Raw genomic sequence first — 21,168 nt, forward strand, 5'->3', positions numbered from 1 at the left:
GCGGCGCAATGCGTCGCGCACCGCGTGCGCGGCGTATGTCCGTCGTGGACAGGCCCGCCGCGTCGCATTTCGCGAGATGCGGATAGAGAAACGGCATCGATGCAAAACGTCCCGCCGCCGGCGATGGAAGCCGGCGGCGGGACGTCAGGGTCAATGCATCGTTGCGGATCGTCAGCCGCCGAGGCGCTGCTCGATCTTCTTCATCGTGTCGGTCATTTCAGCCGGCAAGCGCAGCTTCAGCATGTCGAACAGCGCCGCGTGCAGCTTCAGTTCCTCGCGCCATTCGTCGGCGTTCATCGACGTCACCGCGGCGAACTGCTCGCGCGTGAAATCGAGCCCGTCCCAGTGCAGGTCTTCATAAGCGGGGGACACGCCGAACGCATGTTCGCCGCCGCCACCGGTGCCTTCGAGACGGTCGAGCATCCACTTCAGCACGCGCATGTTCTCGCCGAAGCCAGGCCATACGAACTTGCCGTTCGCGTCCTTGCGGAACCAGTTCACGCAGTAGATCTTCGGCAACGTCGCGCCCGCGCCTTCGAGCTGCTTGCCGAGCTTCAGCCAGTGCGCGAAATAATCGCTGACGTTATAGCCGCAGAACGGCAGCATCGCGAACGGGTCGCGGCGCACGATGCCCTGCTGGCCGACTGCCGCGGCGGTCGTCTCCGAGCCCATCGTCGCGGCCATGTACACGCCTTCGACCCAGTCGCGCGCCTCGGTCACGAGCGGTACCGTCGTCGAGCGGCGGCCGCCGAAGATGAACGCATCGATCGGCACGCCGGCCGGGTTCTCCCAGTCCGCGTCGATCGACGGGCACTGCGCGGCCGGCGCCGTGAAGCGCGAATTCGGATGCGCGGCCTTGCGGCCCGTTTCCTTGCCGATTTCCGGCGTCCAAGGGTTGCCCTGCCAGTCGGTCAGCTTCGCGGGCGGCGCGTCGGTCAGCCCTTCCCACCACACGTCGCCGTCTTCCGTCAGCGCGACGTTCGTGAAGATCACGTTTTCCTTCAGCGTCGAGATCGCGTTCGGGTTGGTTTTCACGCCGGTGCCCGGCGCGACGCCGAAGAAGCCGGCTTCCGGGTTGATCGCATACAGGCGGCCGTCGCGGCCCGGTTTCAGCCACGCGATGTCGTCGCCGATCGTCGTGACCTTCCAGCCGTCGAAGCCCTGCGGCGGAATCAGCATCGCGAAGTTGGTCTTGCCGCACGCGGACGGGAACGCGGCCGCGACGTGATACTTCTTGCCGGCCGGCGACGTCACGCCGAGGATCAGCATGTGCTCGGCGAGCCAACCCTGGTCGCGGCCCATCGTCGACGCGATGCGCAGCGCGAAGCACTTCTTGCCGAGCAGCGCGTTGCCGCCGTAGCCCGAACCGAAGCTCCAGATCTCGCGCGTCTCGGGGAAATGCACGATGTACTTGACCGGGTTGCACGGCCACCGCACGTCTTGCTCGCCTGCTTCGAGGGGATGGCCGACGCTGTGCACGCACGGCACGAACTCGCCGTCCTCGCCCAGCACGTCGTACACGTCGCGGCCCATGCGCGTCATGATCCGCATGTTCGCCACGACGTACGGGCTGTCGGACAGTTCGACGCCGACGTGCGCGATCGGCGAGCCGAGCGGCCCCATCGAAAACGGCACCACGTACAGCGTGCGGCCGCGCATCGAGCCGCGGAACAGCTCGTTGAGCGTCTCGCGCATTTCGGCGGGCGCGACCCAGTTGTTGGTCGGGCCGACGTCGTCACGCGATTCCGCACAGATGAACGTGCGATCCTCGACACGTGCAACGTCGGACGGATCGGATTGCGCGAGATACGAGTTCGGGCGCTTCGCCGGGTTCAGGCGCGTAAGCGTGCCCTGGTCGACCATGGCCTGGCACAGCGCGTCGTATTCCTCCTGCGAACCGTCACACCACACGACGCGATCGGGCTCCGTGAGCGCCGCGATGCGCGACACCCAGTCGATCAGCTTGCGATGCTTGACGAAAGCCGGCGGAGCGATCAGCGGGCCGTACGTTGCTTCGGCCAGATTGTTTTGCGACATGGGGATGTCTCCAGATTATTGGACGGGAATGGGGGATGCGGGGTGAACCCGCCAGATGGGAATGCGATCGGAATGCAGGACGCAGCAACGCGCAACGCGGGGCACGCGAGCTGTGCGCGTGTCGATGCCGCGATGCGGGCGAGAGGATGTGATGTCTCGTTAGAAGATGCGAACGCGAGTTTCGCCATGCCAGCAACCTGCCTTACAACTTCCATGCCGGCCAGCATACCATCGCCGTTATCGAGCGGGCGTTGCGTTGCAACAAGAAACAACTGTCACGACGTGCAGGCACATGTGTTGCAGGAAAGTCATCTCGACTGCGTCGATGCGATCGCTGTCGGGGACGAAACGCGGGGAACGTCCGTCGGACAAGCGTTTGGCGAAAGCGGCAAGTTCGGCTCGCCGGCTGCGCGCATGAAAATTGCACATGCGCGCCCGGCGAATTCTCGTTTTCGCTACTCAGGCAAACCCTGAATTAGGTTGCGTACACAAACATCGTGCTCCAACGCGTGATGTACGCCCCTGCTCAAAACAGCGCGCCCGGCAATCCGGGGTAATACGACGCTTCGTCGCTCGCGAGGAACAACGTCGCGCGTGCAATCTCGTCGGGCAGGCCGACGCGCTGCAGCGGCACGTTCGCACAGTGCTTGTTGATCTCCTCGAGCGGCGCGCCGGTCGGGTTCGACATCGCGGTGTTCACGCCGTCCGGATGAATCGCATCGCATGCGTGCGCGGCTTTCGTCCGAACAGACGATGTGATGCAGGCGCCTTCGTTCCTGCCATCGAACGACACCACCACGAGATACGGCGATGGACGACACGACCCGCACGCTCCATGAATACGAGCAGATCCGGCAGCTGAAGTACCGGTATTTGTGGCGCGACGCACAGGCCGCGCACAATCAATGGAGCCGCACGGTGCACGCGCAGCTCGCGTTCCTTAACACTCAGTCATCCGTCATCCCTTTACGCGTGCTTGCCCGACGTCAACCGCTCGGCGAGATCGATGACATCAAGCCAGCACCGCCTCTACGGGACGGCGGGGTGAGAAAGGCAGCGTCGCCCCGTAGCCGAAGCGCAGGACAATATCCGGCCGCCGACCGGCCTGGCCGACAAGGGCCGCCAGTTCAGAGCGAAAGCGCGCGACTTCAACGGGTTGATTGACGAAGGCGACCTTGATCCCAAGGTTCGTCGCCGTGAGCGCGAAGCGCTGGCAAGCCTGGCCGACCTTGAACCAATGCGCCCTGTCTGCCCGATCGCCGACGAACACGGCGATGCCGGCCGACGAATCGATCTGGCGGGCGTATTTGTCGTTCTCGGTGCGGGCGGTGAAAAAACGTTCGAACGCGAAGCGGCCGAAAGCGCTCGGCAGCACGGGATTCCCGCTCGTAGCGGAGAACAGCCCATCGCCCGACATCATGGCGCTGCGCGGGTTGAAGCGGATCCACTGCTCCAGTTCGGCCAGGAAGGCCAGATCTTCCATTTGAACGCCGTTGGCGGCCACGACCAGATCCTTGACCTTGTTGACCCGCGTCCGGTCGGTGAGGACTATCAAGTGGACGCCGGGCATGGCCGCTGCCTGTTCGAGCAATGCAAGCTCGGCGACAGGAACAGGACGCCGGTCATATTCGGTGCGGGTCGATTGTCGCCTGGTAATCGCGGCATAAAGCGGACTCGTCCTCATTGATCCGCTCACGAATGCATAACGTGCCCAGTCGCCGTCCGGATTCATCTGGAGCTCGCCGGGCCGCCCTGTCGCTGCAGCCGCGATGGCGAGGTTTTCCGCTGCGCATCCCAGGCTCACGAACAAATGATGGTCATCTGGATCGACAGCCGGTGTCCTCCGCGAGAAGTCCGGCAGAACGTCGATGGTCCCTTCACCGACGCGAAAACGCCAAGGCTGCGTATTGTGACTGTTGGCGGCGAGCGTTGCATAGCGGAGGAGGCCGCGTATGTCCGCCGGCATCGTCAGACCGGCGCGCAGGCCGTTTGCATAGGCCTCGTAGTCGACCATTGAACCCACAGTCGACATCCACGCGACGGCGCCGCCCGCCATCATCAGGGCGCCGCCGCTGGCGCCGACGATGAAACCCCGCCGGTTCACGAGAACGTAGTTGCGGCCTGCCTTGATGCAGGCAGCCCACTTCGTTGAATGCACTCGCGTAGCGCCGAAGTTACGAGGGGCAGCGCCGCGAGAACTCGCGAGTCCGCAAAATCATGGCGATGAAAAGAGTTCATCGTGAGTTGTGCTTCCAACTTGCAAGTTTTCCGAAGTCAATTCACGCTTGGGGACCAATTGCGAACCGTAGGCGAAGGCGATACAAAATATCGTTCACCTTCAACTGCAACGGGTACAAGGACATGTGCAGCTAGCCGGCTACTTCTACACGCATGGATTCGGGTCCACATCCTGCCATACAGTGCCGGGCGCCAACCGCGGCAAAAGTATCGTGAGCGGGAGCCGGCATGCTCTGCCGGGCCTTCCTTTCGCATCGTGCGTACTCTTTCAATCTCAGTGTTTGAAGCGGCCAGCTTTTCTCTTCACATGCATATCATGCTGCACGGCGGGCTGGCGCTCTTGACACGAGTCAAGCGAGTCGAAGGAGTTTCCGATTGCCGATGCACCCGGCTAGGTCGCTGGGGAAACGAACTCCGCGTCAGCGGACGGTGATGTCGACGGTCACGATTTCGTATCCTGGGTCGGCGTTCTCGTTCGCCGCTTTTTTCGCTTCCTCATACGACAGAAAGGACATGGCGTCTTCAATCACCGGTGCCATGCCGATGTCGCCATCCTCGCCGGTGCAGAGGAACTGCTCACCGGTCTTCACGACGTAGATGGTCGTCATGGTCGTCATGCCTCCCTCCATGGTTTGCATGGGGAACTTCCAGTCTAGCTTCCACGATTCCGTATGCAACCCCGACAGTCGAATTGATCTGCCGTCAAGATTCGTCGTCCTCCGTGATCGCAGTTACGCCAAAGGTCATCCGGCATGCGCCAAAGGACCAGTTCAGCGATAAACGCTTGCCATCATGACAAAACGTCTATAATTGGACAATCCATCGACCAATCCGCCCGGAACGACATGAGCGACATGAACGACTACCCCGTTTTCGACACGCTTTGCGACCTGCTGACCACGTCCGGCGCCCGTTTCCGCGTGCTGGAGCACCCGGCGGAAGGTAAATCCGACGTAATCGCTGCAATCCGCGGCACGCGCCCCGAACAGGGCGCGAAGGCGATGCTGTGCACGTTCAAGGACGGTGGCGACACGACCGCGCTCGCCGTGATCCCCGGCCACCTGAAGATCGATTTCCGCAAGGTCGCCGATGCCGTCGGCCGCCGCAAGGCGACGCTCGCGTCGCCCGATGTCGCGGCCGCCGTTACCCGCTGCGTGATGGGCGCCGTGCCGCCGTTCGTGTTCGATGGAAACGTGGCGCTCGTCGTCGATCCCGCGCTGGTCGAACGCAATAACGAGATCGCGTTCAACGCGGGCCGCCTCGACCGCTCGGTCGTGCTCGACGCGGCCGACTACGTGCGGATCGCGCGCCCGTTGCTGGCCGACATCACGCGGCCGGAAACGACAGCCGACCAGGAACACGCCGGTTGACCGTTTCCCGAAACCGTCGCATCGATCCGAAACCTGAACGCGAGCCCACCATGACCACCACCCGAAACAAAGCACAGTCGGAGCAGGCATCGCTGATCGAACAGGTGCAGCGCATCGCCGAAGGGCTCGGTGAGATGTTCGCGCCGTTCACCGAGGTCGTGGTCCACGACCTGCGCACGCCGAAGCACGCGATCCTCGCGATCCACAACAACCTGTCCGGACGCGCGGTCGGAGACCCCGCGACCGAGCTCGGCCTCGCCCGCATCGAGGACGACGATTTCCCGCAGGTGCTCGCGAACTACCCGAACCGCTTCGCCGACGGTCGCACCGCGAAAAGCACGTCGATCGGCATCAAGGATTCGACCGGGCGCTACGTGGCCGCGCTGTGCCTGAATGCCGACGTCACGCTGTTCCGCGGCTTCCAGGGCATGCTGAACCAGTTCTGCAGCACGGATGGCGACACCGTCGCCGAAACGCTCGACCCGGCCGGCGCGGACGCGATCCGGCAACGCATCGACGCGTTCGCGACGCGCCTCGCGACGACGCCGCGCGAACTGAAGACCGACCAGCGCCGCGAGTTGATGCAGACGCTGAAGGCCGACGGCTTTCTCGAAGTGCGCCGCGCGATGGAGATCGTGTCGCAGCACCTCGGCGTATCGCGCGCGACCGTGTACAACGATGCGAAATGAAACAAGCGCGCTGCTTTCATGTTGACTAAACTTTCCGACCCTCGAACGACCATGAACTCTCCGACTCTCCCCACGTACGACGACGTTGCCGCCGCCGCGGCCCGGCTCGAAGGCCATGCGCACCGCACGCCGGTGATGACGTCGCGGACGATCGACGAGGCGCTCGGCGCGCAGGTGTTCTTCAAGTGCGAGAACCTGCAGCGCATGGGCGCATTCAAGTTCCGCGGCGCATTCAACGCGCTGTCGCGCTTCGACGCCGAGCAGCGCCGCAATGGTGTCGTCGCATTCTCGTCCGGCAACCATGCGCAGGCGATCGCGCTGTCGGCGCGCATCCTCGGCATCCCGGCGACGATCGTGATGCCGCAGGATGCGCCGGCCGCGAAGATGGCCGCGACGCGCGGCTATGGCGGCAACGTCGTGACCTACGACCGCTACACCGAGGATCGCGAGCAGATCGGGCGCGATCTCGCGGAGAAGCACGGGCTCACGCTGATCCCGCCCTACGACCATCCGGACGTGATCGCCGGCCAGGGCACGGCGGCGAAGGAGCTGTTCGACGAAGTCGGGCCGCTCGACGCGGTATTCACGCCGCTCGGCGGCGGCGGGCTGCTGTCGGGCACCGCGCTGGCCACGCGTGCGCTGTCGCCGCACGCGACGTTGTACGGCGTCGAGCCGGAAGCCGGTAACGACGGCCAGCAATCGTTCCGGTCGGGCGCGATCGTGCATATCGACACGCCGCGCACGATCGCCGACGGCGCGCAAACGCAGCACCTCGGCAACCTGACGTTCCCGATCATCCGCCGCGACGTCGACGACATCCTCACCGCGACGGACGCCGAACTCGTCGACTGCATGCGCTTTTTCGCGACGCGTATGAAGATTGTCGTCGAGCCGACCGGCTGCCTGTCGTTCGCCGCCGTGCGACGGATGAAGGACCAGCTGCAAGGCAAGCGTGTCGGCGTGGTGATCAGCGGCGGCAACGTCGATCTCGAGAACTTCTGCGCGCTGGTATCGACATCGGCATGAACGTCGCGGCGCGCATGAACATCCTGTCATCTGCGCGCCGCCGCTCCTTCACGTCGCGTTAAGTTTCGCGCCCTAAACTGATTACGTTGTCCTGAAGTCAGTCGTGAAGGAGCCACCATGAACACGCACGCGATCGTCGCCGCCGCCCTGGCGGCCGTTTCCCTTTCGGCGTTCGCTCAACCGGGCGTTACGTCAGCCGGTTTTCCCGCCGCATCGCCGCACGACGCAGTCGCGCAGGTGCCCCATCGTTCGCCCGGCGCGTTGCCGGCCGCCGGCTTCGTGCTCGCGAAGATCGATCAGAACAATACGCCGCCCGACCGCGGCGGCGACCCGAGCGGCCGCACGCACACCGGCACCCGCATGTAACGGCGCGTGCCGGCCGGCGCTGCCGCGCGCGGTCGTCATTGTCGGAACGACGGCAGCGACGGATCGCGCGCAGCGAGGATGTCGTCGGTGCGCCGAGCATATTCAGTTCTCCGTACAGTGATTCCGACTGTCGAAACTCGGCACGCGCAATGCGCGCCGGCCGAGCCGTTCGGCAATCGATACGAGCGTGTTGCCGCTCGGCGCCGCCGACCGCTTCGACGACACCCGCCGCATCGAAACCGATCTTTCGCCAAGTCATTAACGGGTTTGATCAGAAAGAAAAAAGATCACCCAGAGTGATCTTTCCTTGAGAACGACAAACCAGACGTGGCCCGATCTGCACCCGGTGCAAGGAAGACCATCAGGCCCTCCTCACCCTTACGACGTCGAAGTCGGTTTATTTCGATTGTCTTTCGGGCGGCCGTGATGCTCGAACTGCTCACACATCTGCGGACGGCTGTCGACGATATAAGGTCGAAAGGCGATGCCCCGCTTCAGGACCAGACAAGGCCGCGCACGCCCGCGACCACCTGGATCGCGCCGAATGCCGCGACGACGACGGCCGACACGCGCGACAGCCCGTGCATGAACGCGAACGACATCTTCGTGCGCAGCGCGGCGGTCGCACCGCTCAGGCACAGCCACCAGGTTGCGGAACCGATGAACACGCCGGCGACCATCAGCGACACGGCCGGCCACATCGCGCCTTCCCGCGCGCCCGACAACGGGCCGAGTGCCGCGAAAATCCCGACGAACGACAGGATCGTCATCGGGTTCGACAGCGTCAGGCCGAACGTCGTCAGGAAATCGCGCAGGACGGTCGTGCGCGGCAGGTCGCGTTGCAGCGCCGACACGGCCGGCGCCTGGCGCGCGATGGTCCACGCGAGCCACACGAGGAACGCGCCGCCGCCGATCTTCAGGCCGACGGTCAGCATCGGGAATGCGGTGACGATGCCCGCGATGCCCAGCGCGCCGAGCAGGCCGTAGATCGCGTCGGCGCACGCGGCACCGACACCCGTCGCGAACCCTGCCTGAAAGCCGCGGCTCAGGCTGCGCTGAATGCACAGCATGCCGATCGGGCCGACGGGTACCGCGATCGACAGCCCCATTACGACGGACTTGATGAACAGCATCGCCTGCTCCTTGCGACATGCAACGGGTTGAACAGGCATCGTAGGGAAAGTCCGGTCGCCGCTGAATGCGGTTTTTAAGGAAAAATAGCCGTTCCGCCTTAAAAAACCACCGCGATGGACGATCTGGACTGGAAGATACTCGCGCTGTTACAGGCCAACGGCCGCATCAGCTATACGGAGCTGGCCCGCCAGGTTCATCTGTCGGTGCCGGCGGTGACGGAACGCGTGAAGCGCCTTGAAACGGCCGGCATCATCGAGGGCTACACGGCCCGGATCAATCCGGCCGCGGCCGGCTATCCGGTGAGCGCGCTTATCGGCATCACGGTGCCGCAGCCGGCGAAAGCGAAATTCCTCAAGTTGCTGGAGACGATTCCCGAAGTCGTCGAATGCCATCATGTGACGGGCGCCGACTCGTATGTCATGCGGTTCGTCGCCACCAGCATGACCCACCTCGAACAGCTGATCGAACGCATCAACCTGTACGGTGAAACGCGCACATCGATCGTGATGTCGACGCCGCTACCGGTGCGCGGGCTGGCGCGGCCGCCGTCGAAGTTCGACGACGGCCGCAAGTAGCTGGCCGGGTTTTCATGGCCGACCGACAGATCCCTGCCTGAACCTTTGGCGGCCGGTGACGGCCGCCATTCGGTCATTCGGCCGTTTGCCTCTGTGACGTTCGGCGCCGATCGGCTATTTGCCGACCGCGCCGCCGAGCAGGCCGCCCACCAGCGACGTGACCGGCGCGAGCGGATTGGCGAGACTGCCCGACGGCGTGCCGCCGCCGGTGCCGGTGCCGGTAGCGGAACCGTCATGCACGATCCACGGCATGCCGCCGACCACGCTTGTCACCAGACCGGCGATCGGCACCGCGCCGTTCGCGCCGCTCGGGTTCACGAGCCCACCCACATTGCTCACCGTGTTGCCGACCGCTCGGACGAGTTCGCCGACACCGCTAACGACCGGCTGCGGCGACGCGGACGTCACCTTCCATCCGGCCGACGTGATGGCCCCGCCGACCTGCCCGAGCAGGCCGGCGACCGGCTGGCCGAGGCCGGTTGCCGTGCCGACCTGTTGCGTGAGTTGGCCTGCTGTCGTCACGAGCGGGGTGATCGCGGTGCTGAGCGCCTGCGTCGCCTGCTGGACCGGGCCCGACGACAGGGCCGAGCCGAGCATGGTGCCGCCCGACTTCAGACCGCCGGCCACCGTGTCGAGCAGGCCACCGACCGGCGTCGTGATCGGCGCCAGCGGCGACAACGGGCCGGTGCCGAGCGCCTTCACCGTTTCGCTGAGACCATTAACCGGGTTGCTGGTCGAGCCGACGATGGTGCCGAGGCCGGCGACCGTCGTGCCGACCGGGTTCGCCGTGAAGCCGATCTGGCCTATGCCGCTGCTCACGGCGTCCGAGGTATCGCGGACGAGCGTGCCGACGCCGGTGACCGTGTCGGCCGGCCCGGCAGTCACGCCCTTGCTGACGCCGCCGGGCAGGCTCGCGCCGCCTATCGTGACGCCCACGTCCGTGACGACCGAGCCGACGGAGCTGACGATACCGTTGGTGCCCGGCGTGCCGCTCGTTCCGCTGGTGCCTCCGATTCCGCTGGTGCCGCTGGTGGCGCCGCTTGTTCCGCTTGTGCCGCTTGTGCCGCTTGTGCCGCTTGTGCCGCTTGTGCCGCTTGTGCCGCTCGTGCCGCTTGTGCCGCTCGTGCCGCTCGTGCCACTGGTCCCACTCGTCCCACTGCTCCCACTCGTCCCACTGCTCCCCCTCGTCCCACTGCTCCCGCTCGTCCCACTGCTCCCGCTCGTACTCGTCCCGACGTTGTTACCGGCCAGCTTCGGTGCCGTAACGTCGCTGCCGCCACACGCCGCCAGCGCACACGCCGCGGCAATGGCGGCGAGCGCAACGTTCGCCTTGATGAAATGATTTTGCATGGAAGTCCCCGTCAGCTATTCAGCGCGAACATTCCAGCAAGCATCTACCATGCCATCTTCGTCGGCTTCGTTAACAATTCCTCAACCGCGCCGTGGCGGCTTTCCTGACGGCACTTTCCGGTACGACGCATCGCATGCGAGTCTAGCCCTGCGGTTCGATCCGCCCTCGCGTCCCCGCGACGCCGACGTAACACCGGCACTGCGTTACGTAGCACGAGCGGTGAAAAACCGGCCGCGACCGCACCTCGCTTGCTCCCGCCCCGGCACCTCGCGCATGCCACCGCTTCATCGAAAATCTCCCGTTACCTCGAAGACGCTTCCGCTGCGTGTGGAAGTCGCGCATCGCGAATGACTTGCGAACTCGGATGCCCCGTTCAAACGATCAACGTCACGCCGGCCCAGGCGATCAGCACGACGCCCAGCACGCGCCCGACCAGATCTCCACCTGGCAGGATTTTTTCCGCGAACACGAACAGCGACAGCGCGGCAATCCAGACGACATTCATCACGCCGCCGACGAACAGCAGCGCCATCAGCAACCAGCAGCAGCCCACGCAATACATGCCGTGGCGCGCGCCGAGCAGGAAACTGCCGACGACGCCCGGACGCCAGTGCGAGACAAGAAAACCGGCCGGCGCGCGGCATTGCCGAAGGCACGCGCGCTTCAGCGGCGAGAATTGATAGAGCCCGGCCAGCGCGAGAACGACTGCGGAAAGAACAGCGCTCTTCGACCACAGCATCATTGCGGAGATCAGCCCGGCCGGCTGCAGCAGCGCCTGAAGCAACGCCGCGCCGATCGAGAACGCGAGCCATGCGGCCAGATAACCGGCCAGCAGCGACACCGACGTGAACGCGGCACCCGGGCCGTCCGCGCCGCGATGCCGAAGCACGCGCCGGTACAGCATCACGAGCGGCGCCGCGCTGGGCGTCATCATCGCGATCATCATCACCCACCACATCGCGATCACGGTCGGCAGCGACGGATCCATGCTGCCCATGCCGGCCGCCAGTCGATGCGGAAAGAGCGCGACCGTCGTCATCTCCAGCGCCGACATGCCGGTTCCCGCGCCCGTCCACAGATAGAACCAGCACGCGCCGACGAGCGCGGCCATGCCGAGCAGCGTGACGACGCGCTCGCGCCCGAGCCAGGTGTCGAACGGAGTCATGCCGCGACGCGATGCCGGATCAGCCCGTGGTTGTTCATGTGCAGCCGCGCGAACTGCGCGTAGGTTCCGTCGAGCGTCAACGCGATGTTGCCTTGCGAGCGCCCCGTGCCCGAACCGATCTCGGCAAGTTCGTATTCGAAGCCGTCCGGCAGGTCGATTCGCGCGCGATGCTCGGCGCCCGTCACCGGGTTGAGAATCGGATCGCCCGCAACGTCGAACACGCCGTCGACATGAATCCGGCCGCGCCGAGCATCGACATCGACGTCGAAATCGATCTTCGTGAAGATCGGCTCGAACGCGTGCTCGAGCGTCGACGCATACACCGAGAACATCGTCGCAAACGGATCGGTATCCTGACCGGTCATGATCTTCAGCACCGCTTCGCGCTGTGCCGGGCTGGCGCGCTCGTCGACGATCGGCTGGCACTTCCCCTTGCCTTCGTGGACCGCCCCCGGCCACTGAAACACGACGGCGATCCTGACGCCGTCGAGCACCACGTCGCCGTAGTGGCCGCTGTCGATCGAAATCGCGCCCATCGCTTCGCAATTTCCGTTGGTCGGCAACGCACTGAACTGGCAAGGACAACCGTATGAGCAATTGCAACTGATCAATTCGGTGCCCTGAATCTCCCACGGAGTCATGACTCCACCTCGCGCTCGGTGACATATGAACGCTTCGAATCTAGTGCACGGCACTGGGGAAATCAAAGCCGGAATGGAAGCCCGGTTCGACGCGTGAAACCCGTGCGTTCCGGCCTCACGCGTGACGTTCCGAACTACTCGACGAAGGCGGTTCCGGCCACCGTCGTCGCACCCCGGATCTCACACGAACAGCGACGCGACAATCGCACACCACGCGGCACTCGCGCCGCCCGGAAACACTCGCCGAGGATCGCCGAGATCTCTTCCGCCGGCAGCAGCTCGCGAGTTCATTTCCGGTTCGATTGAATCAAGAGCGGCTTCGCCGCTGGCCAGCGAATACGCGTAGTCACGAATTGACAGAGTCGATTCGATCGAGCGCCATGTTGCAGCCGATTCGTCGAACACGAACACGGGTGTCGCCCGTTAATCCGGCTTTCTCGCCGCCTCTGCGACAGCCACCCAGCCCATCACGGCGCCGGCGACCCAGCAACACGTGACCAGCAGGTCGAGATCCATCCAGCCTTCGAAATTCGCGCTGTTTTCGAAGCTGCAGCGCTGATGGCCCCTGACCCACATGCAGCCGCTGATGAACTGCTGAATGTGCATGTAGACGTTGAACACCGCAAAGGCGGAGGTAATGACGGCGACCCGCAGGCGTATGCTCGTTTTCATTGGCGCTGAAGGCGTGGGATGAACTGCTGCCGATCTTAAGCCAACGGCGACGGGTGACGCAATCGATCCGGTATCGGCCCGATCATCGTGGCTTGCGCGCCGCGATGTTTGCCGGCGCGGCCGTTCAGTTGACGGGTGCGGCGGTAGCGGCAGTCAGCGTGCAGCGCGCGGCAGGCGGCGTGACGCATCGCGGCCTGTCTCACGCACGCACCGGCTTCACACTGCGCCAACCGTGCGCCGTCATACCCGTCAGCGATGCTTCCCGCCATGCCGGCGCCGCCGGTGTTCCGCACGCGCCTGCAGCAGCGTCGGCATCAGCTCCTCGATGTATTGCCGTGCCTGCCCGCGCGTCACGATCTCGCTGAAGCGCAGATGGGCGTTGTCGTGACCGACCAGCGCCGCATGCGCTTTCTTCAGGATGTGCAGATAGGCGATCAGGCTCGTGCCGTCGCGCACGGGCAGCGCGTCACGCGGGTCCGGGGTTGTGCTCATGATCCAATCCTTTGCGGGCAGTCGGTGCGGCAGGTGGTCGTCACGAGCGCCAGCAGGTCGTTGGCGAGGCGGTCGCGATCGGTCAGCGGCGCGAGGCCGAACAGCCGCTCGAGCGTCGCGGCGACCGAAGCATGATCGTACGGCGTGTGGTCGACCTTCCCGGCCGCGACCCACGGCGAAATCACGATCGCCGGCACGCGCACGCCATACACGTCGAAGCCGAAGCCGCTCGCATTCAGCGTCGCGGCCGCGCCGTCGTTCGGCGGCGGCGCGGCGCCCGGCCTGACCGAATCGTAGAAGCCGCCGTGCTCGTCGTAGACGATCACAAACAGGCTGCGGTTCCACACCGGCGAATTGCGGATCGCGTTGTACACGTGCGCGGCGAGCTGGTCGCCGCCGGCCAGCCCGTCCATCGGGTGTTGCGAGCTGCCGTTCCGGTAGGTGCCGTGCACGATGTCGCCGTAGCCGGGCTCGATGAACGTATAGCGTGCCGTGTAGCCGGCCGCGAGATCAGCCTCGAAGTGCGCGAGATCGTCGACGTCGACGAAGCTCACGCCCTTCAGCGACGCGACCTGCGGCACGTGGCCGAGCGGATCGCCCGACTGATCCTGGTAGATGCGCCAGTTGTCGTCGCCGAGCGCGCCGAAGATCGAGCCCTTCGGATAACGGAAGCCGTCGAACGCCTCCCACCCTCCCATTTCTTCCCTGGTCGGCGAATGGTCGAGCCCGGCCGACGACGCGCCGTGCAGGAAGAAGCGGTTCGGCCAGGTCGGCCCCGGCATCGACGCATGCCACGCGTCGCACAGCACGAACGCATTCGCGAGTGCGTACAGCGACGGCGCGTGCGTCCGCACGTCGGCGCCCTGCATGATCTTGCCCGCGTCGGCCGGCTGAGGCGGCGCGCCTTCGGAATGCGACGTCGCGTAGTTCGACACGAATCCCGAATTATTGACGCCCGGATAAGCCTGCCCTTTCACGAACGGCACGCCCGCGCCGCAGAGCTGTTCGAGCACGTCGGTGAACTCGTGGCACGGGTCGGTCGGCATCCGGTCGGGCGCGCCGCCGCCGAACGGATAGACGGCGCCGCCGTACGCATTGCTGTCGCCCGGCGACGCGGCGACGATGTCGGCGATGCCCGACAGCGCGAACAGGTGATCGAACGAGCGGTTCTCGAGCATCAGCACGAACACGTGCTGGATGCGGTCCTGAACAGGTGGGGATGCGGGGGCTGCGTCTGCACTCATGGCGCCTCCTGGCGTCGCGCGACGAATGTCCGGCTGGCACGGTCGCGGGAGCGCTGAAGGCGATTGAAAGCAAACGAGAGGTGATACAGCGTGCGCGGGCCGCGAATTGCCGACGAGTGTACGACCGTGCCGGCATCCGCGTAAAGCGACGTACAGTGCGTGCGCGGCATGCGTGCTCAACCAGCTGCCGATGTGGCCGGCCGGCGCAATGCGCAGCGTATCAACGAGTACGGAGGAGAAACGACGATCCGAACCGGGCGGTTCGATCGGGGATGCGACCTGGGCCGCCGCGGCGTGACGACGCCGCCGGCGACCGACGAACGGCACGACCCGTGCCGTCCATCCGGTTCGTCCCGCCACACGGCCGGACGGGAGTCGATCGGCGCGGTGCTGCGCGCGCGATCCTGGCCGCTTAGCGGCGCGGCCCGCTGTTGCGTTGCGGACGCGGAGAATTCGCGTCCTTGTGACGGAAGTTGATGCGGCCCTTGGTAAGGTCGTACATCGACAGTTCCAGCGTCACGCGGTCACCCGCGAGAATGCGGATGTGGTTCTTGCGCATGCGGCCCGACGCATACGCGCCCACCACCACGCCGTTTTCCAGCGTGACACGGTATTTGCTGTCCGGCAGCACTTCGTCGACGATTCCGTCCAGTTCCAGCAGTTCTTCTTTTGCCAAACCAATTCCTCCAGACAAGGTGATTGACCGCGGCCGCGGCGATCTGCCCGGCGCCGTTTCCCGCAACGGGACGACGGCCGGCAGGCTGCCGGGTATCGGTTCGTTCAGACGGGCCACGGGCCTGTCTTGCGATCGGAGCCCGGCGCGTTGCGGCGTTCGGGCGGTCGGTGGCGGCGGCGCGATGAGCGCCGCGCAAGTAGTCGGGACCGCGCCGGCTGCTACGGCATGGCGTCGGTCTGCTCGGGTTGATGCGTTAAAGCGGTGATGCGCTGGCGAAGCGGCGCTCGCTTCGCGAGGGCGTTGTGTCGCACGCGGGTCACGCATGCGATGGGGAGGCGTCACGACCGATGCATCGTGAATGTCGCGATGCATCGGTCGTGCGCATCGGAACGCGCAGGCCACCGGAACAGCGGCGCCCCGCGCGAAACTCCATCCGGCACCCGCCGCCGATCGGCGGCCGATGCCGATGCGGCTTACTGCGGCGTGATGTTCGACGCTTGCAGACCCTTCGGGCCGCGCTTCACTTCGAAGCTGACCTTCTGGCCTTCGGCCAGGGTCTTGAAGCCCGTGCCGCGAATTTCCGAGAAATGGGCGAACAGATCGTCGCCGCCGTTGTCCGGGGAAATGAAACCAAAGCCCTTGGTTTCGTTGAACCACTTGACGGTACCGGTATCCACAAATACTTCCTTAATACGAATAATTGAACATGCGCCCGCGACGGGCACAGAAAGAATCAAAGAGGGAGAGACCAACGACTGCCGCACACGGAGTGCGGCCAATGATGAGCAATCGAACTTCTTGAAGACTTCGGTCACGGACACTACGCGGTAGCGGCCGTTCCGTCAAGCTCTTTCGGTGCGACGCGTACGCACGGGCGACGCGCGCGCCTTATGTGGCGGGTGTTGCCGGCCGACGGGACCTGTTTCGATGCCCCCCCTATTTTCGGTCGGCCCGCCGGTTTTTACCGCGGCTCGAACACGTGATGCAGCGCCGGCGGCGCGTCGCCTTCGCGAATCCGCATTTCGAATGTCTCGCGCGCGACGCACGTCGCGCCGCACGTCGACCACGTCCAGGTAGAACCACGAATACCCGTCGCGCATCTGGTACAGCGGGCCGTCGCCTTCGCACAGCAGCGGGTTGTCGATCCGCGTCTTGCAGCACCAGATATCGACGTCCTCGTAGAACACGCGCTGCGCTTCCTTCACGTACGCATTCGCAATCTCCAGGTTCTGTTCGTCGGTCAGCCCGGCCACCTTCTTCACGATCACGCCGTAACGCAGCTCGAAGCTGTTCATGTCGATCGGCACGTGGCAGTCCAACAGCACCGGATGGATCGGCTGCCCGTTGCTCTGCCCTGTCATCTGCGTGATGTGCATGGCCGGCCCGAAATAGGTCGACAGCGCGGTCAGGCTGTCGCCGCCGAGCTTCTCGCTGCGGCCGACCATCAGTTGCGTCACCTTGTGATCCTCGAACAGGTTTGTCGCGACCTTCAGCCCGATCCCGAGACGCGCCATCACCGCATTGCACGGGATCGACACGAGCGTGAGCGGCACGACGATGCACAGCACTGCGCGCCACAAGCGGAACGTGACAGCGCACAGCAGCGCGATCGCGCCAAAGATCGACTGCAGCATCGCGACTTCCGCGCCGGGGGTGCCGTTACATCGTCTGTTGGGACGAGAGGCGGAGAGGAAACGGACGGGACGGGCCGTGGAGTCGGTGCGGCGGGTTGGGTCAGCCGGGGGTTCGTTCGGTAGGTTTGTGCGCCGGCACGCTGGCATCGGCTGGACGCGCGACCGACGGCGGCAAAAAGGCGGCTTCGCGCCACCGTTCCGGTTGAACTCGCATGCGGTTTTCGAACCGATTCCCTTGATTGAATCTCGCGGTGTGGATTTGAAACGATGCAAGTTTTAATTCCATTAATGCCTTCATATTTACTCCCCCGACAATCACCCTTAAATCACCCGGGTTGCATTAAATTATAAAAAATAATAAAGCTTATTATGTAATGTTATATTATTGAGCCGATTTATAAGGTGTAAATTTGATTTGTTCTTTGTTTCATCCAAACAAAAATCGCATTACATCCAATGCATTTTTTATTTTTACCGACCACACTGAAGATGGCCCCGAAAAATTAAATTGGCGCACGAGTTGCATTCCGACCGGCGAAAAACATTAACCAATCAATTAAAACAAAGCCTCTTCCGCCGGATCGATTGCTCAGCAACAACAAAGAGAGTTCATTGGAAACATTTTCACGCAATGTCCTCGCAGTTTATTTAATTCGCCCGGCATAATTTTCGTGCTATCTGAGGGGCGCCTCAATGTTCGACAGGTATTTCGAATCTCAGAAAAACAACTCATAAGTTCGAAAGGAGATTCAAATGAGCAAACTGATCAGTAAAATCGCTGTTGTTGCGTTCGGTTCGTTGATCGCAACCAGCGCGCTGGCCCAGCAGATCAGAACGCAGGGAGGCGTGACGCAGATCACGTTACCCGAGCGCGGTCTCCAGGTGGCCGCAGTCGATTTCAAGCACGCTCTGCCGATGCCGCTGCCAAGACCACTTGTTGCGCCGCCTACCATGCTGGATTCACTGATGTACAACGCCAGGCCGGCGCTGGGCGTGCCGGGCTATGCGCAAGGCGGCGTTGGAGACGGCAGGCAAAGGCCGGTGCAACTGGTCGCGCCAGTCGATTTGAGTCAGTCCGGGGTCCAACCGCAGGAATACGGATCGTCGAATCAGCCGTATACCACTAGCCAGGTGAATGCAAGCGGCGACAATACGCAGTATTACTATCCGTTCCGCGCAGCCGGCAAACTGTTCTTCAACATCGGCTCGGCGACCTATCTGTGCTCTGCCTCCCTGATCAAACCAGGAGTGGTCGTCACGGCCGCGCACTGCGTCGCGAATTTCGGTCAGCGGCAGTTCTACTCGAACTGGGTATTCGTTCCGGCCTACAGTAACGGAACCGCGCCCTATGGCACGTGGAACGGAGCATCCGCGACCGTCATGACTTCCTATTACGACGGCACCGATCCATGCGCTGTCGCCGGTGTCATCTGCCAGGACGACGTGGCCGTGATCGTGCTGTCGCCGCAAGCCGGATCGTATGCGGGCAATCGCGCCGGATGGTATGGCTATGGTTGGAACGGCTATAGCTACACCCCGTCAGGACTCGCGCTGATCGACCAGCTCGGCTACCCGGTGGCTTTGGATAGCGGCGTCTACATGGAGCGTAACGAATCGCAAGGTTTCGTGTCCGCCAGCAACTCGAACAACACGATCATCGGATCGCTGATGACCGGGGGGTCGAGCGGCGGCCCGTGGCTCGTCAATCTTGGCATGCCGCCGACACTCAACGGCACGGCCTTCGGCAACGCAGCCTCGCACAATACCGTGGTCGGCGTGACGAGTTGGGGTTATACGAACTCTGCGGTGAAACAGCAAGGCGCGTCGCCGTTCACGAGCAGCAACATCGTGACGCTCGTGAATACCGTATGCGGCAGCACGCCGGCAGCGTGTTGAAAGCAGCCTGACGTAACGCGTCGCGCGTGGCATTGCGCTCGTCGTGCCGATTCGGCACCGCTGGTCGACGCCTCACGCGACGCATCCTCTGCGCTGCCCAGGGCCAACCCGCGCTCCGATCGAGCGCGCGACGCTAGTCGAACGGATTCACCAGCCGGACCCCCGTCTTCGCGAAATCACCGACGTTTCGGGTGACGACCGTCAGGTCGTTGATGAGCGCCGTTGCGGCAATCAGCTTGTCCAGCGCGTGCTCCGGATGCGGGACACGCAGGTGGCCCCACAACTGGCCGACATCGATGTCGATCGGCAGGATGTTAGACGCATAGTCGGACATGAGCGCGGCCAGCCAGACATCGAGTGTCGACGCCTGCTGCGAATCGCCGCGGCGGCGGATCATCTCGACGCCGCGGCGCAGTTCGGAAACCGTCACGACGGACAGGTAGAGACTGCTGCCGTCGTTTCCGGCTTCACGGAAGAACGCGCGCACCCCGCTGTTCGCGCGCTTTCCCTTCCTGATTTCGCTGATGACGTTCGTATCAATCAAAAACACGCCTGACCTCGCCGGAATCCTGCAAACGTTGGAAATCCGCGTCTTCGCCAACATCGGGCATGCTCATCAGCACTTGCGCAAATGTCCTTCGCTTCGGCCGGCCGAGCGCATCGGCCAGAATGGCTCGATGTTCGGCCTCGGCACTCCTGCCATTTGCCGCAGCCTGCTCTCGCAGGCTCTGAACGATACTGTCATCCACGTTACGCACCAGAAGATTTGCCATAGGTCACTCCATCCAGGTTGCTATCAATGATAGCGCCGTGACGGTGAATTGCAAGCATTGCTATCATCGTCATGGCTGGACGGAAGACGGTGGTTGGCGTCGGCGAACGGCCGCGGCCGGCATGAATCCAGCCAACTCCCGCCGCTCGCCCGACACGTCGAACTGCTGTCCGCAAGGTAAGGCAGATCGGAACGACGGAAAAGACGGCCGAATGGCTATTCGCCGATGGAGGACCTGCGCAGGCACGCGTAGCGCCGCACGGAGCGGCTTCATTCACCGCCTCCCCGGCACATGCGGCCGCCGTCACGATGCGCGGCACGAACCCCGGCACGGCACCGTGCAAGCAAGCTTGCTGTTCGCCGGACCGGGAACGCGTTGCCGTGCGCATGACCGATACGACATGCGCGGCGCATGCGCCGCAACACGCGGCGCCCGCGACCCGATCCGATTTCCCGTTTGCTTCGATGTCGTTGCATGCCGCCGATGCGCCCGTCGTTCTGGCGAAACTCGATTGCACCAGCGGCACCGGGTCACCCGCAAAGCGCGTGCCATGCGGCGCGAAACGAGGCGGGAGAAGCGTCACCGTCAGGCACGGGTGGTTACGCGGAGCGCAATCGGGGGGAATGTTTCAGGAACGTATCCGTATTCGGCGGACCACGCCGGAATGCACGCGGCCGCCCGACAGGATGTCGAGCAGCACGACGCGCTCGGCGACCTTGATCGGGTGATTCATCGCCGGCGGCAGGCACACGACGCCATGGCCGAGGCCGATGCGCGTCGTGCGGCCGGCCAGGTACGCAAGGAAGGTTTCCGGCGCGCGCATGTGCGCATAGTTGGTCAGCGACGTGCCCCACGCACCAGATCGTGTCGAAGCCGACCTGCTCGGCGAGCGCGTGCCGGTGCAGGCCGAGCCGCACGAATACCGCGCGGTGCTGGAGGACAAGAACGACGCGCTGCTCGTGATTTCGCAGAAACGGGCAGCATGACGATGCGCGGTGCGCATGCGGGATGCCGGCGCATCGCGCGTGGCAGGTGCGCTACGCAGGCGGGATCGAGCATCGCGCACCGTCATTGGCTTCGCCGATGACAATCAATGTCTCCAGGCAGCTTCCCGATGGCCGCCGGAATCGGTACCATCGAGCGCTTGAAGACCGGCACGCGCCGCGCGACCGTGCAACGGCGCCGCCCG

General features: G+C 64.2%; 21 protein-coding genes and 4 pseudogenes. 7 read left to right on the forward strand and 18 right to left on the reverse strand.

What is annotated here, in order from left to right:
- Positions 1–171 precede the first annotated feature (171 nt).
- The 4 genes and pseudogenes from BT264_RS15855 to BT264_RS15870 all read right to left on the reverse strand — a co-directional run bounded on the left by BT264_RS15855 (position 172) and on the right by BT264_RS15870 (position 4,883).
- Positions 172–2,037 carry a phosphoenolpyruvate carboxykinase (GTP) gene (locus BT264_RS15855; RefSeq protein WP_072438619.1) on the reverse strand — a complete coding sequence of 622 codons (1,866 nt, stop codon included), beginning with the start codon at positions 2,035–2,037 and terminating at the stop codon, positions 172–174.
- A 526-nt stretch (positions 2,038–2,563) separates the two neighbouring features.
- A pseudogene (locus tag BT264_RS15860) lies at positions 2,564–2,758 on the reverse strand (SDR family oxidoreductase); the annotation flags it as partial.
- Positions 2,759–3,049: 291 nt separating this feature from the next.
- Positions 3,050–4,195: an Acg family FMN-binding oxidoreductase gene (locus tag BT264_RS15865; protein ID WP_256260640.1), complete on the reverse strand. Its 1,146-nt coding sequence runs from the start codon at positions 4,193–4,195 to the stop codon at positions 3,050–3,052.
- A gap of 499 nt (positions 4,196–4,694) precedes the next feature.
- Positions 4,695–4,883, reverse strand: a complete 189-nt coding sequence (locus BT264_RS15870; RefSeq protein ID WP_034180926.1) for a hypothetical protein — start codon at positions 4,881–4,883, stop codon at positions 4,695–4,697.
- 246 nt (positions 4,884–5,129) lie between these two features.
- Here BT264_RS15870 and BT264_RS15875 point away from each other — a divergent pair, with 246 nt between their 5' ends.
- From BT264_RS15875 to BT264_RS15890, 4 genes are all read left to right on the forward strand, one after another.
- Positions 5,130–5,645: a YbaK/prolyl-tRNA synthetase associated domain-containing protein gene (locus BT264_RS15875; RefSeq protein WP_072439073.1), complete on the forward strand. Its 516-nt coding sequence runs from the start codon at positions 5,130–5,132 to the stop codon at positions 5,643–5,645.
- A 50-nt stretch (positions 5,646–5,695) separates the two neighbouring features.
- Positions 5,696–6,334, forward strand: coding sequence for a helix-turn-helix transcriptional regulator (locus tag BT264_RS15880; protein WP_072438622.1), 639 nt, complete (start codon positions 5,696–5,698; stop codon positions 6,332–6,334).
- Between the two features lie 51 nt (positions 6,335–6,385).
- Complete coding sequence (locus BT264_RS15885; protein ID WP_072438623.1) at positions 6,386–7,360, forward strand: threo-3-hydroxy-L-aspartate ammonia-lyase; 975 nt, start codon at positions 6,386–6,388, stop codon at positions 7,358–7,360.
- Positions 7,361–7,477: 117 nt separating this feature from the next.
- The gene (locus tag BT264_RS15890) at positions 7,478–7,726 is read left to right on the forward strand and encodes a hypothetical protein (RefSeq protein WP_072438624.1); all 249 of its coding nucleotides are present in this window, start codon (positions 7,478–7,480) and stop codon (positions 7,724–7,726) included.
- Between the two features lie 494 nt (positions 7,727–8,220).
- Here BT264_RS15890 and BT264_RS15895 read toward each other — a convergent pair whose 3' ends face one another.
- Positions 8,221–8,859, reverse strand: a complete 639-nt coding sequence (locus tag BT264_RS15895) for a LysE family translocator (protein ID WP_072438625.1) — start codon at positions 8,857–8,859, stop codon at positions 8,221–8,223.
- A gap of 114 nt (positions 8,860–8,973) precedes the next feature.
- Between BT264_RS15895 and BT264_RS15900 the strand changes: the two genes are divergently transcribed.
- Positions 8,974–9,435 (forward strand): Lrp/AsnC family transcriptional regulator, encoded by a 462-nt coding sequence (locus BT264_RS15900; RefSeq protein WP_072438626.1) that lies wholly within the window; start codon positions 8,974–8,976, stop codon positions 9,433–9,435.
- Positions 9,436–9,549: 114 nt separating this feature from the next.
- On the opposite strand, the gene BT264_RS15905 is transcribed toward BT264_RS15900, so the two are convergent.
- The 10 genes and pseudogenes from BT264_RS15905 to BT264_RS15945 form a co-directional block, all read right to left on the reverse strand.
- On the reverse strand, positions 9,550–10,785 hold the full coding sequence (locus BT264_RS15905; protein ID WP_072467042.1) for a collagen-like triple helix repeat-containing protein: 1,236 nt from the start codon (positions 10,783–10,785) through the stop codon (positions 9,550–9,552).
- Between the two features lie 374 nt (positions 10,786–11,159).
- Positions 11,160–11,951, reverse strand: coding sequence for a DUF2182 domain-containing protein (locus BT264_RS15910; RefSeq protein ID WP_072438629.1), 792 nt, complete (start codon positions 11,949–11,951; stop codon positions 11,160–11,162).
- On the reverse strand, positions 11,948–12,592 hold the full coding sequence (locus tag BT264_RS15915) for a DUF1326 domain-containing protein (protein ID WP_072438630.1): 645 nt from the start codon (positions 12,590–12,592) through the stop codon (positions 11,948–11,950). The genes BT264_RS15910 and BT264_RS15915 overlap by 4 nt, the downstream gene beginning before the upstream one ends.
- A gap of 180 nt (positions 12,593–12,772) precedes the next feature.
- Positions 12,773–13,003 (reverse strand): hypothetical protein, encoded by a 231-nt coding sequence (locus BT264_RS38225; RefSeq protein WP_143155717.1) that lies wholly within the window; start codon positions 13,001–13,003, stop codon positions 12,773–12,775.
- A 12-nt stretch (positions 13,004–13,015) separates the two neighbouring features.
- Positions 13,016–13,264, reverse strand: coding sequence for a hypothetical protein (locus tag BT264_RS15920; RefSeq protein ID WP_072438631.1), 249 nt, complete (start codon positions 13,262–13,264; stop codon positions 13,016–13,018).
- Between the two features lie 249 nt (positions 13,265–13,513).
- Positions 13,514–13,756, reverse strand: coding sequence for a hypothetical protein (locus BT264_RS15925; RefSeq protein WP_072438633.1), 243 nt, complete (start codon positions 13,754–13,756; stop codon positions 13,514–13,516).
- On the reverse strand, positions 13,753–15,000 hold the full coding sequence (locus BT264_RS15930) for an alkaline phosphatase family protein (RefSeq protein ID WP_072438634.1): 1,248 nt from the start codon (positions 14,998–15,000) through the stop codon (positions 13,753–13,755). The genes BT264_RS15925 and BT264_RS15930 overlap by 4 nt, the downstream gene beginning before the upstream one ends.
- Before the next feature lie 412 nt (positions 15,001–15,412).
- A complete protein-coding gene (gene infA / locus BT264_RS15935) occupies positions 15,413–15,676 on the reverse strand; it encodes a translation initiation factor IF-1 (protein ID WP_034180178.1) in 264 nt (87 codons plus the stop codon).
- A gap of 473 nt (positions 15,677–16,149) precedes the next feature.
- Positions 16,150–16,353: a cold-shock protein gene (locus BT264_RS15940; protein ID WP_006483056.1), complete on the reverse strand. Its 204-nt coding sequence runs from the start codon at positions 16,351–16,353 to the stop codon at positions 16,150–16,152.
- 284 nt (positions 16,354–16,637) lie between these two features.
- Positions 16,638–17,154: pseudogene (locus tag BT264_RS15945) on the reverse strand (3-ketosteroid-9-alpha-hydroxylase); the annotation flags it as partial.
- Positions 17,155–17,981: 827 nt separating this feature from the next.
- On the opposite strand from BT264_RS15945, the pseudogene BT264_RS15950 reads away from it, so the two are divergent.
- Positions 17,982–19,206: pseudogene (locus BT264_RS15950) on the forward strand (serine protease).
- A gap of 133 nt (positions 19,207–19,339) precedes the next feature.
- Here the strand turns inward: BT264_RS15950 and BT264_RS15955 are convergent.
- From BT264_RS15955 to BT264_RS15965, 3 genes and pseudogenes are all read right to left on the reverse strand, one after another.
- The gene (locus BT264_RS15955; protein ID WP_083534045.1) at positions 19,340–19,810 is read right to left on the reverse strand and encodes a type II toxin-antitoxin system VapC family toxin; all 471 of its coding nucleotides are present in this window, start codon (positions 19,808–19,810) and stop codon (positions 19,340–19,342) included.
- Complete coding sequence (locus tag BT264_RS15960) at positions 19,743–19,979, reverse strand: FitA-like ribbon-helix-helix domain-containing protein (RefSeq protein WP_072438638.1); 237 nt, start codon at positions 19,977–19,979, stop codon at positions 19,743–19,745. Before BT264_RS15960 ends, BT264_RS15955 begins: the two co-directional genes overlap by 68 nt.
- Before the next feature lie 655 nt (positions 19,980–20,634).
- Positions 20,635–20,869, reverse strand: a pseudogene (locus tag BT264_RS15965) (LLM class flavin-dependent oxidoreductase); the annotation flags it as partial.
- Here BT264_RS15965 and BT264_RS38235 point away from each other — a divergent pair.
- A complete protein-coding gene (locus tag BT264_RS38235) occupies positions 20,825–20,965 on the forward strand; it encodes a hypothetical protein (RefSeq protein ID WP_256260641.1) in 141 nt (46 codons plus the stop codon). The pseudogene BT264_RS15965 and the gene BT264_RS38235 overlap by 45 nt on opposite strands.
- Positions 20,966–21,168: the final 203 nt, after the last annotated feature.

This window comes from Burkholderia sp. NFPP32, from assembly GCF_900119325.1.
Classification (GTDB): domain Bacteria; phylum Pseudomonadota; class Gammaproteobacteria; order Burkholderiales; family Burkholderiaceae; genus Burkholderia; species Burkholderia pyrrocinia_C.

What these genes read in the sequence shown, in the direction of transcription:
- BT264_RS15875 (WP_072439073.1), top strand. Translation starts at nt 5,130, where the DNA reads ATGAACGACTACCCCGTTTTCGACACGCTTTGCGACCTGCTGACCACG.
- BT264_RS15905 (WP_072467042.1), bottom strand. Translation starts at nt 10,785, where the DNA reads ATGCAAAATCATTTCATCAAGGCGAACGTTGCGCTCGCCGCCATTGCC.
- BT264_RS15870 (WP_034180926.1), bottom strand. Translation starts at nt 4,883, where the DNA reads ATGACGACCATCTACGTCGTGAAGACCGGTGAGCAGTTCCTCTGCACC.
- BT264_RS15855 (WP_072438619.1), bottom strand. Translation starts at nt 2,037, where the DNA reads ATGTCGCAAAACAATCTGGCCGAAGCAACGTACGGCCCGCTGATCGCT.
- BT264_RS15900 (WP_072438626.1), top strand. Translation starts at nt 8,974, where the DNA reads ATGGACGATCTGGACTGGAAGATACTCGCGCTGTTACAGGCCAACGGC.
- BT264_RS15925 (WP_072438633.1), bottom strand. Translation starts at nt 13,756, where the DNA reads ATGAGCACAACCCCGGACCCGCGTGACGCGCTGCCCGTGCGCGACGGC.
- BT264_RS15930 (WP_072438634.1), bottom strand. Translation starts at nt 15,000, where the DNA reads ATGAGTGCAGACGCAGCCCCCGCATCCCCACCTGTTCAGGACCGCATC.
- BT264_RS15910 (WP_072438629.1), bottom strand. Translation starts at nt 11,951, where the DNA reads ATGACTCCGTTCGACACCTGGCTCGGGCGCGAGCGCGTCGTCACGCTG.
- BT264_RS15960 (WP_072438638.1), bottom strand. Translation starts at nt 19,979, where the DNA reads ATGGCAAATCTTCTGGTGCGTAACGTGGATGACAGTATCGTTCAGAGC.
- BT264_RS15890 (WP_072438624.1), top strand. Translation starts at nt 7,478, where the DNA reads ATGAACACGCACGCGATCGTCGCCGCCGCCCTGGCGGCCGTTTCCCTT.
- BT264_RS15955 (WP_083534045.1), bottom strand. Translation starts at nt 19,810, where the DNA reads ATGTTGGCGAAGACGCGGATTTCCAACGTTTGCAGGATTCCGGCGAGG.
- BT264_RS15915 (WP_072438630.1), bottom strand. Translation starts at nt 12,592, where the DNA reads ATGACTCCGTGGGAGATTCAGGGCACCGAATTGATCAGTTGCAATTGC.
- BT264_RS15885 (WP_072438623.1), top strand. Translation starts at nt 6,386, where the DNA reads ATGAACTCTCCGACTCTCCCCACGTACGACGACGTTGCCGCCGCCGCG.
- BT264_RS15920 (WP_072438631.1), bottom strand. Translation starts at nt 13,264, where the DNA reads ATGAAAACGAGCATACGCCTGCGGGTCGCCGTCATTACCTCCGCCTTT.
- BT264_RS15895 (WP_072438625.1), bottom strand. Translation starts at nt 8,859, where the DNA reads ATGCTGTTCATCAAGTCCGTCGTAATGGGGCTGTCGATCGCGGTACCC.
- BT264_RS15880 (WP_072438622.1), top strand. Translation starts at nt 5,696, where the DNA reads ATGACCACCACCCGAAACAAAGCACAGTCGGAGCAGGCATCGCTGATC.